The sequence below is a fragment of the Actinoplanes sp. NPDC000266 genome (genome assembly GCF_042899005.1).
Taxonomy (GTDB): Bacteria; Actinomycetota; Actinomycetes; order Mycobacteriales; family Micromonosporaceae; genus Actinoplanes.
The window spans coordinates 109421-122656 of sequence record NZ_JBIAZI010000001.1 but is presented as its reverse complement, the minus strand read 5'-3'; the positions used below and the strand labels follow the sequence as shown (position 1 = coordinate 122656).

At 71.5% G+C, this 13236-nt stretch carries 15 protein-coding genes; 8 read left to right on the top strand and 7 right to left on the bottom strand.

The genetic code is table 11. The features are described 5' to 3' along the window. Positions 1-104 precede the first annotated feature (104 nt). Positions 105-896: an AfsR/SARP family transcriptional regulator gene (locus tag ACFY36_RS00585; protein ID WP_499743739.1), complete on the top strand. Its 792-nt coding sequence runs from the start codon at positions 105-107 to the stop codon at positions 894-896. A gap of 46 nt (positions 897-942) precedes the next feature. Then, positions 943-1221 carry a hypothetical protein gene (locus ACFY36_RS00580; RefSeq protein WP_499743738.1) on the top strand — a complete coding sequence of 93 codons (279 nt, stop codon included), beginning with the start codon at positions 943-945 and terminating at the stop codon, positions 1219-1221. A 55-nt stretch (positions 1222-1276) separates the two neighbouring features. Here ACFY36_RS00580 and ACFY36_RS00575 read toward each other — a convergent pair whose 3' ends face one another. Then, positions 1277-1927, bottom strand: a complete 651-nt coding sequence (locus ACFY36_RS00575) for an SGNH/GDSL hydrolase family protein (protein WP_499743737.1) — start codon at positions 1925-1927, stop codon at positions 1277-1279. A 4-nt stretch (positions 1928-1931) separates the two neighbouring features. Beyond that, a complete protein-coding gene (locus tag ACFY36_RS00570; protein WP_499744837.1) occupies positions 1932-2990 on the bottom strand; it encodes an MFS transporter in 1059 nt (352 codons plus the stop codon). A 185-nt stretch (positions 2991-3175) separates the two neighbouring features. Between ACFY36_RS00570 and ACFY36_RS00565 the strand changes: the two genes are divergently transcribed. Then, the gene (locus tag ACFY36_RS00565; protein ID WP_499743736.1) at positions 3176-3619 is read left to right on the top strand and encodes a winged helix-turn-helix transcriptional regulator; all 444 of its coding nucleotides are present in this window, start codon (positions 3176-3178) and stop codon (positions 3617-3619) included. On the opposite strand, the gene ACFY36_RS00560 is transcribed toward ACFY36_RS00565, so the two are convergent. From ACFY36_RS00560 to ACFY36_RS00540, 5 genes are all read right to left on the bottom strand, one after another. Further along, positions 3603-4427, bottom strand: coding sequence for an SDR family oxidoreductase (locus tag ACFY36_RS00560; RefSeq protein ID WP_499743735.1), 825 nt, complete (start codon positions 4425-4427; stop codon positions 3603-3605). The genes ACFY36_RS00565 and ACFY36_RS00560 overlap by 17 nt on opposite strands. Next, a complete protein-coding gene (locus ACFY36_RS00555; protein WP_499743734.1) occupies positions 4424-5560 on the bottom strand; it encodes an NAD(P)/FAD-dependent oxidoreductase in 1137 nt (378 codons plus the stop codon). The genes ACFY36_RS00560 and ACFY36_RS00555 overlap by 4 nt, the downstream gene beginning before the upstream one ends. Further along, positions 5557-5754, bottom strand: coding sequence for a ferredoxin (locus tag ACFY36_RS00550; RefSeq protein ID WP_499743733.1), 198 nt, complete (start codon positions 5752-5754; stop codon positions 5557-5559). The genes ACFY36_RS00555 and ACFY36_RS00550 overlap by 4 nt, the downstream gene beginning before the upstream one ends. An 11-nt stretch (positions 5755-5765) precedes the next feature. Further along, positions 5766-6965, bottom strand: coding sequence for a cytochrome P450 (locus ACFY36_RS00545; RefSeq protein WP_499743732.1), 1200 nt, complete (start codon positions 6963-6965; stop codon positions 5766-5768). Positions 6966-7035: 70 nt separating this feature from the next. After that, a complete protein-coding gene (locus tag ACFY36_RS00540; RefSeq protein WP_499743731.1) occupies positions 7036-7719 on the bottom strand; it encodes a response regulator transcription factor in 684 nt (227 codons plus the stop codon). A 130-nt stretch (positions 7720-7849) separates the two neighbouring features. On the opposite strand from ACFY36_RS00540, the gene ACFY36_RS00535 reads away from it, so the two are divergent. From ACFY36_RS00535 to ACFY36_RS00515, 5 genes are read left to right on the top strand one after another with little or no spacing between them, the layout of a single operon-like run. Next, entirely contained in the window at positions 7850-9982 is a 2133-nt protein-coding gene (locus tag ACFY36_RS00535) for an MMPL family transporter (RefSeq protein ID WP_499743730.1), read from the top strand. Positions 9983-9986: 4 nt separating this feature from the next. Beyond that, entirely contained in the window at positions 9987-10661 is a 675-nt protein-coding gene (locus ACFY36_RS00530) for a response regulator (RefSeq protein WP_499743729.1), read from the top strand. Further along, positions 10654-11817, top strand: coding sequence for a sensor histidine kinase (locus ACFY36_RS00525; RefSeq protein ID WP_499743728.1), 1164 nt, complete (start codon positions 10654-10656; stop codon positions 11815-11817). Before ACFY36_RS00530 ends, ACFY36_RS00525 begins: the two co-directional genes overlap by 8 nt. 32 nt (positions 11818-11849) lie before the next feature. Further along, complete coding sequence (locus ACFY36_RS00520) at positions 11850-12356, top strand: MarR family winged helix-turn-helix transcriptional regulator (protein ID WP_499743727.1); 507 nt, start codon at positions 11850-11852, stop codon at positions 12354-12356. Positions 12357-12367: 11 nt separating this feature from the next. Beyond that, positions 12368-13186, top strand: a complete 819-nt coding sequence (locus ACFY36_RS00515; RefSeq protein WP_499743726.1) for a helix-turn-helix transcriptional regulator — start codon at positions 12368-12370, stop codon at positions 13184-13186. The last annotated feature ends 50 nt before the right edge of the window (positions 13187-13236 follow it).

Sequence of the window (13236 nt, the reverse complement as noted above, 5' to 3'; positions counted from 1 at the left end):
CAAGGCGCCGTCGCTGTCGCTGTCAGCGCTCTGAGTGCGCCATCGTATCGAGCGACAACAATTCGACAACCACGCGCCGGGCGGACGCGCGCACGCTCACGGGCATGGGGAATGTGCACATCGGCCTGCTCGGTGACGTGACAGTGTGGACGGCGGACGGGACGCTGGAGATCCCGAGTCATCAGCAGCGGATGACCTTGAGTTGTCTCGCGTTGAACGCCGGCCAGATGGTCAGCACCCAGCACATCGTCAAGGCGCTCTGGGACGACGAACCTCCGCCGTCGGCCCGGACCACGGTCCGCGGATATATCCGCCGGCTCCGCTCCACGCTCCGATCCGGCGCCGTCCCGCCCTTCGACGTGATCGCTTCCTGTCCGGGCGGCTACCGCCTCCGCGCCGACCCGACCGATGTCGACCTGAGCGCCTTCCGCCTGTGGCGGGCCGAGGCGGCGGCGACGTCGAGCCGTACCCGGGAAGCGTCTCTGCTGGACCAATGCCTGGCTCTCTGGCGCGGCCGGCCGCTCGCCGGGCTGGACGGCGCGCCGTGGGTGGATCTGACCGCCACCGCGCTGGAGGAGGACATCCTGCAGACCGCCGAGCGGCGATGCGACCTGCTGATGGCCGACCGCGAATTCGGGTCGGCCGTCGCCTACACCCAGCGGCTCATCGCCCACCATCCCCTGCGCGAGAGCCTGTGGCGCCGGCTCCTGGAAAGCCTGCACGAGGCGGGCCGGACGGCCGAGGCGCTGGTGCTCTACCAGTCCATGCGCCGGCAGCTGATCGACGCCCTCGGTGTCGAGCCGTCGGCCGAGACACGCGAGGTCCACCGGCTGCTCCTCCGGGCGGACCAGCCCCGGACCACAGCCGGACCACGGCGCTCACACACGCCGGTGTGAGGCTCTTCTCAGGCAGGAAAGCCCCTGATCCGGAAAGGAACTCGCGATGCGTAGAGCCGTATCCGCAGGAATCACCGCGATCGCGCTGGGAGGTGCGCTGCTGGTGGGAGGCGGCAGCCCCGCCGCCGCGGCAACACCCGTCAGCGCGGCCAAACCGGTCGTCCAGGTCGCTCCGGACGGCGCCGTGCGCCAGTACTACGACTGGTACTGGACCCGCGCCAACTGCAACGCGGCCGGTTCGGCCATGCTGGTGCGCCACATCATCTACGGCTACGAGTGCACCCTGAGCGGCTACCTGACGTGGTACCTGTACGTCAGCTACTGACCGATTCCCCGTCACGCACTCAGCACACGGCCGAGGTCGGAAACGATCTCGGCCGTCAGAGGCGGGCCCCGAGCGTTTTGATCATGAGGCTGGCGATGACCGCCTGCCCCATGGTGGCGAAGTGGATCCGGTCGTCGCTGAGCAGGTTCGGGCGATCGTTGAGCGGGTGGTCCCAGCAGTCGGCGACGGCCGCGCCATGCTCGGCGGCCAGGGTGCGGGTGATGTCGTTCAGGCGGGCGACCCGGTCGCTGAAGTCGGGGAACGCGGGGATCACGAAGGCGCGCCCGAGGGTGAACACGCTCAGCTGAGCCCCGGTTCCCGCCGCCCATTCGTACATCGCGCGCAGGTCGCTCTCGATCCGGCCCCAGTCGGGGCGGCGCCGGATGATGTCGTTGGCGCCGCTGTTGAGGTGCAGGAGGTCCGGGCCGAACGCGGCGATCGGCCCGGTCTGCTCGGCGAGCGCCTGCGCGGTCGTCACGCCGACCCGGGCGGTGTTGAGACAGGCGAGGCCGGGCTGGGCCCGCCGCAGGGCTCGGTGGACCCGGTCGGCCCAGCCGAGGCTGTCATATCCGGGGGTCGGGTCTCCGACACCGAGCGACAGGCTGTCGCCGAAGACGGCGAAGCGCCGCCACGGGGCGCCGGTGAGGAGTTCCGCGGCCGCGTCCGGCGAGAGAACGTCGGGGTCGGTGGTTTCTGCGGTCATCATCGCGTCACCTGTCCTGGTTGCCGGTTTGCCGGATGAACAGCGCGGTCACCGCGCTGATGAGCACCACCGCGGTCACAAAGGTCCAGCCGTGGCGGAAGGCGCGGGCCTCCTCGGCGCCGAGGATGGCCACCAGGCCGGCGATGCCGAGGGCGTATCCCGTCTGCCGGGCCGTGTTGACGACCCCGCTCCCGGTGGCCGCGTCGACCGGGGCGAGGTCGGTGGTCGCGGTCGCGATGAGGGTGGGCATGGCGATACCGATGCCGGCCCCGATGGTCATCCAGCCCGGGAGGATGTCACCGGCGTACTGGCCGCCGCCCTGGATCGTCAGCAGCAGCGACCCGGCTCCGAACAATGCCAGGCCGGCCGAGACGACATGTCCGGGCGCCGCGCCGGCGGCCCAGCGCTGGGTCAGGGCCGCGACCAGCGGCACCATCAACGGCCCGGGCAACAGGGCCAGGCCGGCCTGGAGCGGGCCGTAGCCGGCCACGGTCCCCATCCACAGCGACACGCTCAGGAAGACGGCGCCGAAGGCGGCGGTGAAGGTCAGGATCGTCAGGTTGGCGACGCGGAAACTCGGCACCCGGAACAGCTCCGGCGGTATTACCGGCGCCGGATGCGTACGGACCCGGTGGATCAGCAGCGCCAGGGCAGCGAGGGCGACAACGGCGGTCGACAGCAGCCGGCCGCTCCCCCACGAGCCGGTCATCACCAAGCCCAGCGAGACGGCGCCGACGGTCACCGCGATGGCGATCGCGCCCACCGGATCGGGCATGCGCGGGCGAGAGGATGGCAGGCCGTCGGGGAGCAGACGGACCGCCGGCACGAACGCGATCAGGCCGACGGGCAGGTTGAGCAGGAACGCCCACCGCCACGACACCTCGGTCAGCAGACCTCCGATCACCGGGCCGAGCGCACCCGCGAAGGAGGACGTGACGGCCCAGATCCGCACGGCGCCCGCACGACGGGTCGCGGGGAGCACGCTCAGGATCAGCCCGAGACTGGCCGGGGTCAGCACGGCGGCGCCGACGGCCTGGACGGCCCGGGCGCCGATGAGGGTCCACAGTGAACGCCACGTTCACGATGAACAGGTCCAGCATCGTCATGAACGCGGCCGCGCACAGCAGCGCGGTGGTCCGGGTGGCGGCGGTGGGCGCGACCTCCGTGCTCATGACCCTCCCCAGTCGGTTGTGTTTTCCAACTAACCCCAGTCAGTTTGAAAGCACAACCCACTTCGGCGAGAATGGCACCATGCCGGCCGCACCCGCCGAACGAACACCCAGGGACTGCACGATCGCCGACGCCCTCGAGATCGTCGGCGATCGCTGGACGCTGCTGATCGTGCGCGAACTGTTCTACGCCCAGCAGCGCTTCACCGCGATCGTGCAGAACACCGGGGCGCCGCGGGACATCGCGGCGGCCCGGCTCCGCAAGCTCGTCGAGCACGACGTGGTCGCCCGCGAGCAGTACAGCGAGCGGCCACCACGGTACGAGTACCGGCTCACCGCGGCCGGCCGCGACCTGGCACCGGTGCTGCTCACCCTCAAACGCTGGGGCCACGAGCACGTACGGCACGGCGACGACCCGGTGCGCTTCGACCACACCTGCGGACACGAGTTCGTCGCCGAGGTGCACTGCACCGCCTGCGGCGACGCTCTCGAGCGAGGAAAGCTGACCCTCAAGTCCGAGGGGTAGCGTCCGGGCGGTGCCAGCGCAGCCAGGCGGCCTGGCCGCCGTCGACCAGCAGGTCGGTGCCGGTGATGTAGAGCGAGCCCGGCCCGGTCAGGAAGGCCACCGCTTCGGCGATCTCGGCCGGCGTTCCGGTGCGGCCGATGCCGCACGCCTCCAGCATGCCCATCATGTGGTCGCCGGACGCCGACGCCGCCTCGGCCCGGGACATCGGGGTGGTGATGACGCCGGGGCTGACCGTGTTGACGCGGGCGCCGAGCCGGTTCCAGGCCGGGGCGGCGGCCTGCACCCGGACCTGGTTGGCGCGCTTGGCGAGGATGTAGGCGGCCGTACGGTCGTCCGGCGCCGCCTTGACCACGTCCAGCGCCAACAACTGGTCCGTGGGTGCCGTCGCCAAGGCCCTCTCCTGCTCCGGGCTCAGCGACGCGTAGTGCCCGGCCATGCTGGCGATGCAGACCAGCGACGTGCCGCGGGTTGCCACCGCCTGGAAGGCGTCGATGACGTGGGCCGTGCCGGCCAGGTCGACCGCCATGATCTTGTCCACCGTGGAGGTCGCGGCGGACACCCCGGCGGTGTGCACCACCGCCGTGATCGGGCCGGCGGCGGCCGCGGTCTCGGCCAGCGCGGCCACCGCGGCCGGGTCGGCCACGTCGGTCAGGTGCCCGCGTGCGTCGTACCCCTCCACCCGCAACGCGGCGACGGCGGGATCAAGCGTCTCCGGGAAGGCGTCGGCCAGCAGCACGGTACGCCCGCTTCCCAGGCGCCGGGCTATGGCCAGTCCCATGCCACCGGCCCCGGTCACCACGATCGTCATGACAGCACTCCTTCGGTGGCGATGGCTTGACGCCACGGGCGGATCATCTTGGGGGGCATGCCCACGGCCAGGGCGCCGACGAGGCGGTCGCCACGGCGGTACGCGGCCAGGAACCGCCGCTGTTCGAGGTCGCCCTCGACCACCTCGACCGTGTCGTGGCCGCGCAGGTGGCCGTAGGCGTGGATCTTCATGTCGTACTGGTCGGACCAGAAGTACGGGACCGGCGCGAAGGGCCGGCCGGCGCCGAGCAGGTTGCGGGCCGCGGCCATGCCCTGCTCGGCGGCGTTGGTGCGGTGCTCGATGCGCATCGACTCCCCGAACAGCGGGTTGTGCCAGCGGGCCACGTCTCCCGCTCCGTAGACGCCGGGCGCGGCCGCGCAGAACTCGTCGCACACCAGCCCGTCGCCGACCTCGAGGCCCGACAGCCACTCGGTGTTCGGTGCCGAGCCGATGGCTACCAGCACCTCGTCGGCGGCGATCAGGGTGCCGTCGGCGAGAAGCACCCCGCGCTCGGTCACCGACGAGACCGTCACGCCCGTACGCAGGTCGACGCCGTGCTCCCGGTGCGCCTCCGACAGCACCCGGCCGATCGGCTCGCCCACGGCATGGGCGAGCGGCACCGGCGCCGGCTCCAGCAGCACCACGTCGCATCCGAGGCCCCGGGCGACCGCGGCCGCCTCGGCGCCGAGGAAACCCGCGCCGACCACGGCCAGACGGACACCGGGCCGCAGATGGCGCCGGAGCGCGAGCGCGTCGTTCACCGTCCGCAGAACGTGCACTTCTCTCCCCGGGAGTCTTCGAGGGCGTACACCCGTCGCGATAATCAGCCCGTCATAGGGAACGCACGTGCCGCCGGCCAGCCGCACGACCCGCTCCTCGATGTCCAACCCTTCGGCGCGTACGCCGAGCCGCAGATCCAGGCGCAGCGCGGTCAGCTGGTCCAGGGTTCGCAGCGCCAGCCGGCCGGGCTCCCACTCGGAGGCGAGGATCTGTTTGGACAGCGGCGGACGGTCGTACGGGACCTCGATCTCCTCACCGATCAGGGTGAGCGAACCCTCGAAGCCCTCGCGGCGCAGGGTTTCCACCGCCGCGAGACCGGCGGCCGAGGCGCCGGCGACAACGATCCGGTTCACGCCTCGACCACGCGGATCGCGGCGGCGGGACAGACCGCCGCGGCCTCGCGCACCGCGTCGTGCTGATCGGGACCGGGCGCATCGTCGAGCACGATCGCGACACCGTCGTCGTCGCGCTGGTCGAAGACGTCCGGGGCCACCATGGCGCACTGTCCGGCGGCGACGCATTTGGGCTCGTCGAACTCGATCCTCATGACGGCTCCCCTCACCACGTGACCGGCAGCGACTTGAGGCCGTAGGCCACACCTTCCATGGCGAACTCGACCTCCTCGAACGGCACCGCGAGCGCGAGCCCCGGGAGACGGCGATAGAGGGTGCCGTACGCCACCTGGAGCTCCACACGGGCGAGGGACTGCCCGAGGCACTGGTGGGCGCCGTAGCCGAAGGCGTGGTGCGAACGGGCCGGCCGCGTCAGGTCGAGCCGGTCCGGCTCTCCGAACTCGGCCGGGTCGTAGTTGGCCCCGGCCAGCTCGAAGATGACGCCGTCGCCGGCCTTGATGACCGTGCCGCGCACGTCGATGTCCTCGACCGCGATCCGGCGGATGCCACTGTGCACGATGGTCAGATAGCGCAGCAGCTCCTCGACCGCGTTCGCGACGAAGCGCGGATCGTCGCTGTTGTCGCGCAGCAGCGCCAGCTGGTCCGGGTTCCGCAGCAGGGCGAGGGTGCCCAGCGAGATCATGCTGGCGCTGGTCTCGTGGCCGGCGATGAGGATGGCGCTGCCCATGGTGACGGCCTCGGCGTGGGTCATCTCGCCCGCCTTGACCCGCGCGCCCATCTCGGAGAGCACGTCGTCGGCCGGCTCGGCCATCTTCCTCACCAGCAGCTCGGCCAGGTAGTCACCCAGGCCCCGGCTGGACTGCGACGCGTCGTCCGGGTCGGTGTCGTGGCTGATCGCGCGGCGGCTGGCGCCCTGGAAGAACTCGTGGTCCTCGTACGGCACACCGAGAATCTGAGTGATCACGAGCGTCGGCACCGGCAGGCCGATCCTCGCCACGAGGTCGGCCGGCTTCGGGCCGGCCAGGAACTCGTCGATCAGGCCGTCGATGACCTCCTGGATCCGCGGGCGCAGCGTCTCGACCCGCTTGACCATGAACGGGGCGTTGACCGTGCGCCGCAGGCGGGTGTGCTCCGGCGGATCGGTGTTGGTGATCAGCTCGGGGAGGTGCGGGGCCATCGCCGCCCGCGCCTTGGTCATGTGCGGATAGCCGGGCTTCTTCTCGTCGATGCTCAGTCGTGGATCGTTGAGGAGCGCCCGCTGATCGGCGTGCCGGGTGACGAACCACGGCGTACTGCCGTCCCAGATCCGGACCTTGCCGATCGTTTCCGTGACTCGCGCCGCGGGGGCCGGAGCGAAGGGGCAGCGCGACTCCCGCTGCATCGGGTAATACGGGGCTTCTGGCATAAAGCCATGCAAACAAACGCGCCTGACGACACCCGGACGGTCACCTGACAGGAACCTGACGTGGCCCAGCTCACATATCGGCCGGCTCGCCGAGCCAGTATCCGAAGCCGCGGCGCGTGTGGATCAGGGCCGGGCCGGTCTCGTCGACCTTCTGCCGCAGGCGGGACACCAGGCGCTCCATGGCGTTGTCGCCGCGGGACTCACCCCAGATCTGCCACGCCAGCTGGTCCTTGGTGAGCACCCGTCCCTCGTTGAGCAGCAGATGCCGCAACAGCCGGTATTCGGCCGGGGTCACGTCCAGCGTCTGCCGGCCCCGGGACGCCCGGTAGGCCGTGTCGTCCAGAACCAGGTCGCCGTAGTGCAGCGCGCCACGCCGGGAACGCAGCAGCACCTGGGCGCGGGCCAGCAGCTCGGTGACACGGCAGGGCTTGGTGACGTAGTCCTCCACCCGGTCACCCACCTCGGGAAGGATCTCGTCGAGGGCGTCGCAGTCGGCCACGCAGAGAACGGGCGGCCGCGCGGCCGGGCTGAGCCGGCAATCGGCCAGCTCGACCAGGTCGGGCGTGCCCAGATCGACAATCACGAGGTCGAAGTGCTCCTCGGTCACGAGCGCGACGGCGGTGCCGCCACGGGGAACCGACGCGACCGCCGAGCCGGCCGCGCCCAGCCCCGTGGTCATCGCGTCCCGCGGCCCGGCGTCAGGCGCGACAACGAGCAGCCGGCGGCCCCACAGCCCGGAGGATCGCCGACCCACGTGACCACCCCCTTCCGCCCGAACGTACCGCAAGCGCGGTACGCGCTTTCACCGCGCTGGGTTGACGCTTCCGTACGTGCGAAACGGGACGCTGATCAGGTCAGTCTCCCCTGTTCGAAGGGTTGTTCCCGTGTCTGCTCTCGCACGTTGGTGCTCCCGGTGGCGCTTCGCCGTCGCCGGTGGCTGGATCGTGACGCTCGTCGTCCTGGCCGCGCTGGCCGCCGGGCTGGGAACGGCCTTCACCGACTCCACCGATCTGCCCGACAGTGAGTCCTCCACCGCGTACGCCCTGCTCGGCGAGCAGGGCGGCCCCTCCACCACCAGCGGCACCATCGTGTGGCACAGCACCGGCGTCTCGATCTCCGATCCGGCCGTACGCCAGAGCGTCACCACCATGCTCGCCGAGATCAAGGCCCAGCCCGGCGTCGAAGCGGTCACCCAGGGCCAGACCAACACCGGCGAGAACACCGCGTACGCCCGGGTGACGCTCACCGATGACGCCGACGCCGAAGCGATCGCCGAGAAGGCCCGGGGCTTCGACTCGGCGGCCCTCGACGTCGAGGCGGGCGGTCAGGCCTTCACCACCCAGCCCGAGGCCTCGCACGGCACCGAGGCCGTCGGCATCCTGGCCGCCCTGGTCATCCTGCTGCTGATGTTCCGCTCGGGCTGGGCCGCCGCCCTGCCGATCCTCACCGGCCTGGTCGGCGTCGGAACCTCCCTGCTGATCGTCGTCCTCGGCGCGCACGTGGTCGACCTGCCCGCCACCAGCCTCACCATGGGCGCCCTGATCGGCCTGGGCGTCGGCATCGACTACGCGCTGTTCATCGTCAACCGGCACCGCAAGGGCCTGATGAGCGGCCTGAGCGTCCGGGACTCGATCGCCCAGGCCGTCAACACCTCCGGCCGCGCGGTCGTCTTCGCCGGCGCCACCGTCATCGTGGCGCTGCTGAGCATCTTCGTGGTCGACCTCGGCCTGCTCACCAGCATGGGCCGGGCCGCCGCGGTCAGTGTCCTGTGCACCATCCTCGCCGCCATCACCCTGCTGCCCGCCCTGCTCGCCATCCTCGGCACCCGGGTGCTGTCCAAGCGCCACCGCGGGGCTTTGGCTGCGGGCATCCCGATCGAGACCTCCTCCAAGGCCGGCCCGGCCGCCCGGTGGGCCGCTCTGGTCAGCCGCTCGCCGAAACGCCTCGTCGCGGCCGCCCTGATCGTCGTGGCCGCGCTGGCCCTCCCGGCCACCCAGCTGCGCGTGGGCGACGCCGACGCGAGCAGCGACCCGGCCGGCTCGGTCACCCGCGCCTACTACGACCTGGTGACCCCCGCCTTCGGCGCCGGCTTCGACGCGCCGCTGCTGCTGGTCGCGAAGACCCCCGACCAGGCCTCGGCCGCCGCCTTCACCGCGCTGACCAAGCAACTCTCGTCGGTCACCGACGTCGCCACCGTCTCGGCCCAGCCGGTCCAGGCGGGACAGACCATCGCCGTGGCCACCGTCATCCCGGAGACCAGCGCCCAGACCGAGAAGACCGCCGACCTCGTCCACCGGCTGCGCGACCACGTCATCCCGGCCGCCGCCGAGGGCACCGGCCTGCGCGTCTACGTCGGCGGCACCACCGCCACCAGCATCGATCTCGGCGACGCCCTGCTCAGCAAGCTGCCGCTCTACCTCGGCCTCATCGCCCTGCTCGGTTTCCTGCTGCTGGCTGTCGCCTTCCGCAGCATCCTGGTCCCCCTGGTCGGCGCGCTCAGCAACCTCGCCACCATCCTGGTCGGCCTGGGCACGGTCACCGCGATCTTCCAGTTCGGCTGGGGCTCCGAGCTGCTGCAGGTGGGTTCCGGCGCGCCGGTCAACTACCTGGTGCCGGTGCTCATCGTCGGCATCGTCTTCGGCCTGTCCATGGACTACCAGGTGTTCCTGGTCAGCCGCATGCACGAGGAGTGGACGCACACCCGCGACAACACGCGCACCGTCCGGGTCGGGCTGGCCGAGACGACCCAGGTCATCGTGGCCGCCGCGACCATCATGCTCAGTGTGTTCGCCTCCTTCGGCTTCGGCGGCGAGCGGATCGTGTCCGCGATCGGCATCGGTCTCGGCCTGGCCGTGCTGGTCGACGCGTTCGTCGTCCGCCTGGTCCTGGTGCCGGCCCTCATGCGGCTCATCGGGCCGGCCAACTGGTGGTACCCCCGATGGGCGAACAAGATCACCCCGCACGTGTCCATCGAAGGCGAGCGCGAGCCCGTCGCCGCCCTCTCCCGGCAAGAATGATCCGATGCCGATCCGTGTGCTGCTCGCCGACGACCAGGCCCTGCTGCGGGCCACGTTCCGCCTGCTGCTGGAGGCCGAGGACGACATCGAGGTCGTCGGCGAGGCCGGCGACGGCGCCGAGGCGGTCGCCCTGGCCCACACCACCCGGGCCGACCTGGTGCTGATGGACATCCGCATGCCCGGCACGGACGGCATCGAAGCCACCCGGCGCATCACCGGCGACGAGGACCTGGCCGGTGTCCGGGTGGTCATCCTGACCACCTTCGAGACCGACGAGCTGGTGGTGGACGCCCTGCGGGCCGGCGCGAGCGGCTTCCTCGGCAAGGGCGCCGACCCCGGCACGCTGCTCGACGCCATCCGGGTCGTGGCGGCCGGGGAGTCGCTGCTCTCCCCCGCCGCCACCACCGCGCTCATCGAACGGTTCCTGGCCACCCCGAGCCGGCCCGGCCCGCGCCGATTCGACGGAACGCTCATCAGCGCCCTGACCGAGCGGGAACTCGAGATCACCGCGCTGGTCGGCGCCGGCCTGTCCAACACCGAGATCGCCGAACGCCTGGTCATCAGCCCGGCCACCGCCAAGACCCACATCAACCGGGCGATGGCCAAGACCGGCGCCCGCGACCGCGCCCAGCTGGTCATCTTCGCCTACGAGAACGATCTGGCCGGCCGCCGTGGCTGACACGTACGGGCGCGCCGCCTGGCGGATCTGGGCGGCGCCCCTGCTCACCGTGCTGATCATGATGGCGGCGACGGCCTGGCACGACGAGAACACGCTCGTGAAACCCACCGCCGCCCAGTTCGTGCTGATCCTCACCGGCGCCATAGCCCTGCTGTTCCGTCTGTGGTGGCCAGTGCCGGTCGCAGCGGTCACTGTCGTCTGCGGCGCGCTGCTCCCCCTGTTCGAACCCCACCTGGTCTTCATCGACGTCGCGTGCGTCGTGGCCGCCTACACGGTGGCCACCCTGCGCTCACGCCGGACCGCCTGGACCACCGGGATCCTGGCCACCGTCGCGCTGACCGCGGCCATCATCCCCTGGCAGCCTCACGGCCTGCTCGACATCCTCAACGTCCTGCCCGCCAACTACATCCTCGTCGCGGTCGCCGTCGGCGACGCCGTGAAGACCCGCCAGGCCCTGCTGACCCAGGTCCGCGAACGCGCCGAGCAGGCCGAACGCACCCGCGAGCAGGAGGCCCGCCGCCGCGTCGGCGAGGAGCGCATCCGCATCGCCCGCGACCTGCACGACGTCGTCGCCCACCACATCACCCTGGTCAACGCCCAGGCCGGCGTCGCACACCACCTCATGCGCACCCACCCCGACCGCGCCTACCAGGCCCTCGCCGAGATCCGCGAGACGAGCCGCGCCGCCCTCGACGAGCTCCGCGCGACCGTCGGCCTCCTGCGCCAGGACGACGATCCGCCGGACAGCCGCCGGCCCACCCCGACGTTCGCGGACGTGGACAGCCTGATCGACGGTTTCCGCAAGGCCGGCGCCGACATCGCCGTCTCCACCGAGGGCAAGCCGGTCCCATTGACCGCCCCGGCCGACGTGGCGGCGTACCGCCTCGTCCAGGAGGCCCTGACCAACGCCGGCAAACACGCCCTCCCCGGGCCGGTCCAGCTCCACTTCGCCTACGACCCGGCCCATCTGCGCATCACCGTCACCAACCCCGCCCGCCCCGGCCACCACGGCCCGGGAACCGGCCACGGCCTCATCGGCATGCGCGAACGAGCCGAGGCCGCCGACGGCACGCTGACCACCGAGATGCGCCCCGACGGCCGTTTCATCGTCGAAGCGACCCTCCCCTTGCGGACGCCGGCACCCGGGCGCCCTTGATCGTTCGAATTCTAAGCAAGTAGGCTCTCCCGGTGAGCACACCGTCCGAAGGCCTGAACTCGGAGCAGCTCGGCGCCTACTTCGCGCTGATGGAGGTCAGCAGCCTTCTGCAGTACGCGGTGGACGAGCACCTGCGCGCCGACGGCGACCTCAGCTACGTGCAGTTCCAGATCCTGGCCCGGCTGGTGGACTCGCCGGAGGGCCGGCTGCGGATGACCGACCTGGCCGACGGTGTGGTGTACAGCCGCAGCGGCCTGACCTATCAGGCCGGGCTGCTGGAGAAGCGTGGCCTGGTCACCCGGGCGCCGTCGCCGGACGACGAGCGCAGCGTCATGGTCACCGTCACCGACGCGGGCCGGGCTCTCATCGCGCATGTGCTGCCGGGGCACGTGGAACGCGTACGGCAGCTGTTGTTCGATCCGATGAAGGACCGGGACCTCTCCACCCTGAGCAGCGTGCTGGGCCGCGTGCGCGAGCACATGCGGGCGACCCCGCCCCGCTCCGCCAAGCCTCGCGCCGGGCGCAACCGGGCCGAGTGAGGGGCGGCGAGATGGATCGGGCGTTGCTGGCCGACTTCCTCCGGGCCCGGCGGCAGGCGCTGCGGCCCGAGGACGTCGGGCTTCCCGCGGGCTCCCGGCGCCGCACCAGCGGGCTGCGGCGGGAGGAGGTCGCGGTGCTGGCCGGCATGTCGGCCGACTACTACAGCCGCCTCGAACAGCAGCGCGGCCCGATGCCGTCCGAGCAGATGCTGGCGGCGCTGGCCCGCGGCCTGAAGCTCAGCCCGAGCGAGCGCGATCACCTGTTCGACCTCGGCGGGCACTCGGCGCCGCGGCGCGCGCTGCGCGACGAGCAGGCCAGCCCGGCCATGCGGCGGATCGTCGAGCGCATGTCGGACACGCCGGCGATCGTGCTGTCCCGGTTCGGCGAGGCGCTGCTGCAGACCCGGCCGGCGGTCGCCCTGCTCGGCGACTACACCAGCTACCACGGCATGGACCGCTACCTGGTCTACCGCTGGTTCACCGATCCGGCGCAACGCGCCCTCTTTCCGCCGGAGGACCACGAGGTCCGGGGCCGGGTCTTCACCGCGGAGATCCGCGCGGCGTACACGGCCGACCCCGCCGGAACGGCCGGCGAGATCGTCGAGGCGCTGCTGACCGTAAGCCCCGCGTTCGCCGAGGTCTGGCGGAGGCACGAGGTGGGCCTCGTCCATCATCACGATCTCAAGCGCTACCGGCATCCGGAGCAGGGCGAGCTGGAGCTCTACGCCCGGCGGCTGATCGACCCCGACGAGGGTCAGGAACTCCTGGTCTACCTGGCCGAGCCGGGCTCACCGAGCGATGACAAGCTCCGGCGCCTGAGCGCCATGTGACGGTTATCCACGGACAAGTAGTCCGTGGATAACCGTGCCATTCACCTTCT

Bases quoted from the DNA above. Each gene is read 5' to 3' on its own strand.
- ACFY36_RS00565 (WP_499743736.1), top strand. From the start codon at position 3,176: ATGCCGGCCGCACCCGCCGAACGAACACCCAGGGACTGCACGATCGCC.
- ACFY36_RS00560 (WP_499743735.1), bottom strand. From the start codon at position 4,427: ATGACGATCGTGGTGACCGGGGCCGGTGGCATGGGACTGGCCATAGCC.
- ACFY36_RS00550 (WP_499743733.1), bottom strand. From the start codon at position 5,754: ATGAGGATCGAGTTCGACGAGCCCAAATGCGTCGCCGCCGGACAGTGC.
- ACFY36_RS00575 (WP_499743737.1), bottom strand. From the start codon at position 1,927: ATGATGACCGCAGAAACCACCGACCCCGACGTTCTCTCGCCGGACGCG.
- ACFY36_RS00585 (WP_499743739.1), top strand. From the start codon at position 105: ATGGGGAATGTGCACATCGGCCTGCTCGGTGACGTGACAGTGTGGACG.
- ACFY36_RS00545 (WP_499743732.1), bottom strand. From the start codon at position 6,965: ATGCCAGAAGCCCCGTATTACCCGATGCAGCGGGAGTCGCGCTGCCCC.
- ACFY36_RS00580 (WP_499743738.1), top strand. From the start codon at position 943: ATGCGTAGAGCCGTATCCGCAGGAATCACCGCGATCGCGCTGGGAGGT.
- ACFY36_RS00530 (WP_499743729.1), top strand. From the start codon at position 9,987: ATGCCGATCCGTGTGCTGCTCGCCGACGACCAGGCCCTGCTGCGGGCC.
- ACFY36_RS00515 (WP_499743726.1), top strand. From the start codon at position 12,368: ATGGATCGGGCGTTGCTGGCCGACTTCCTCCGGGCCCGGCGGCAGGCG.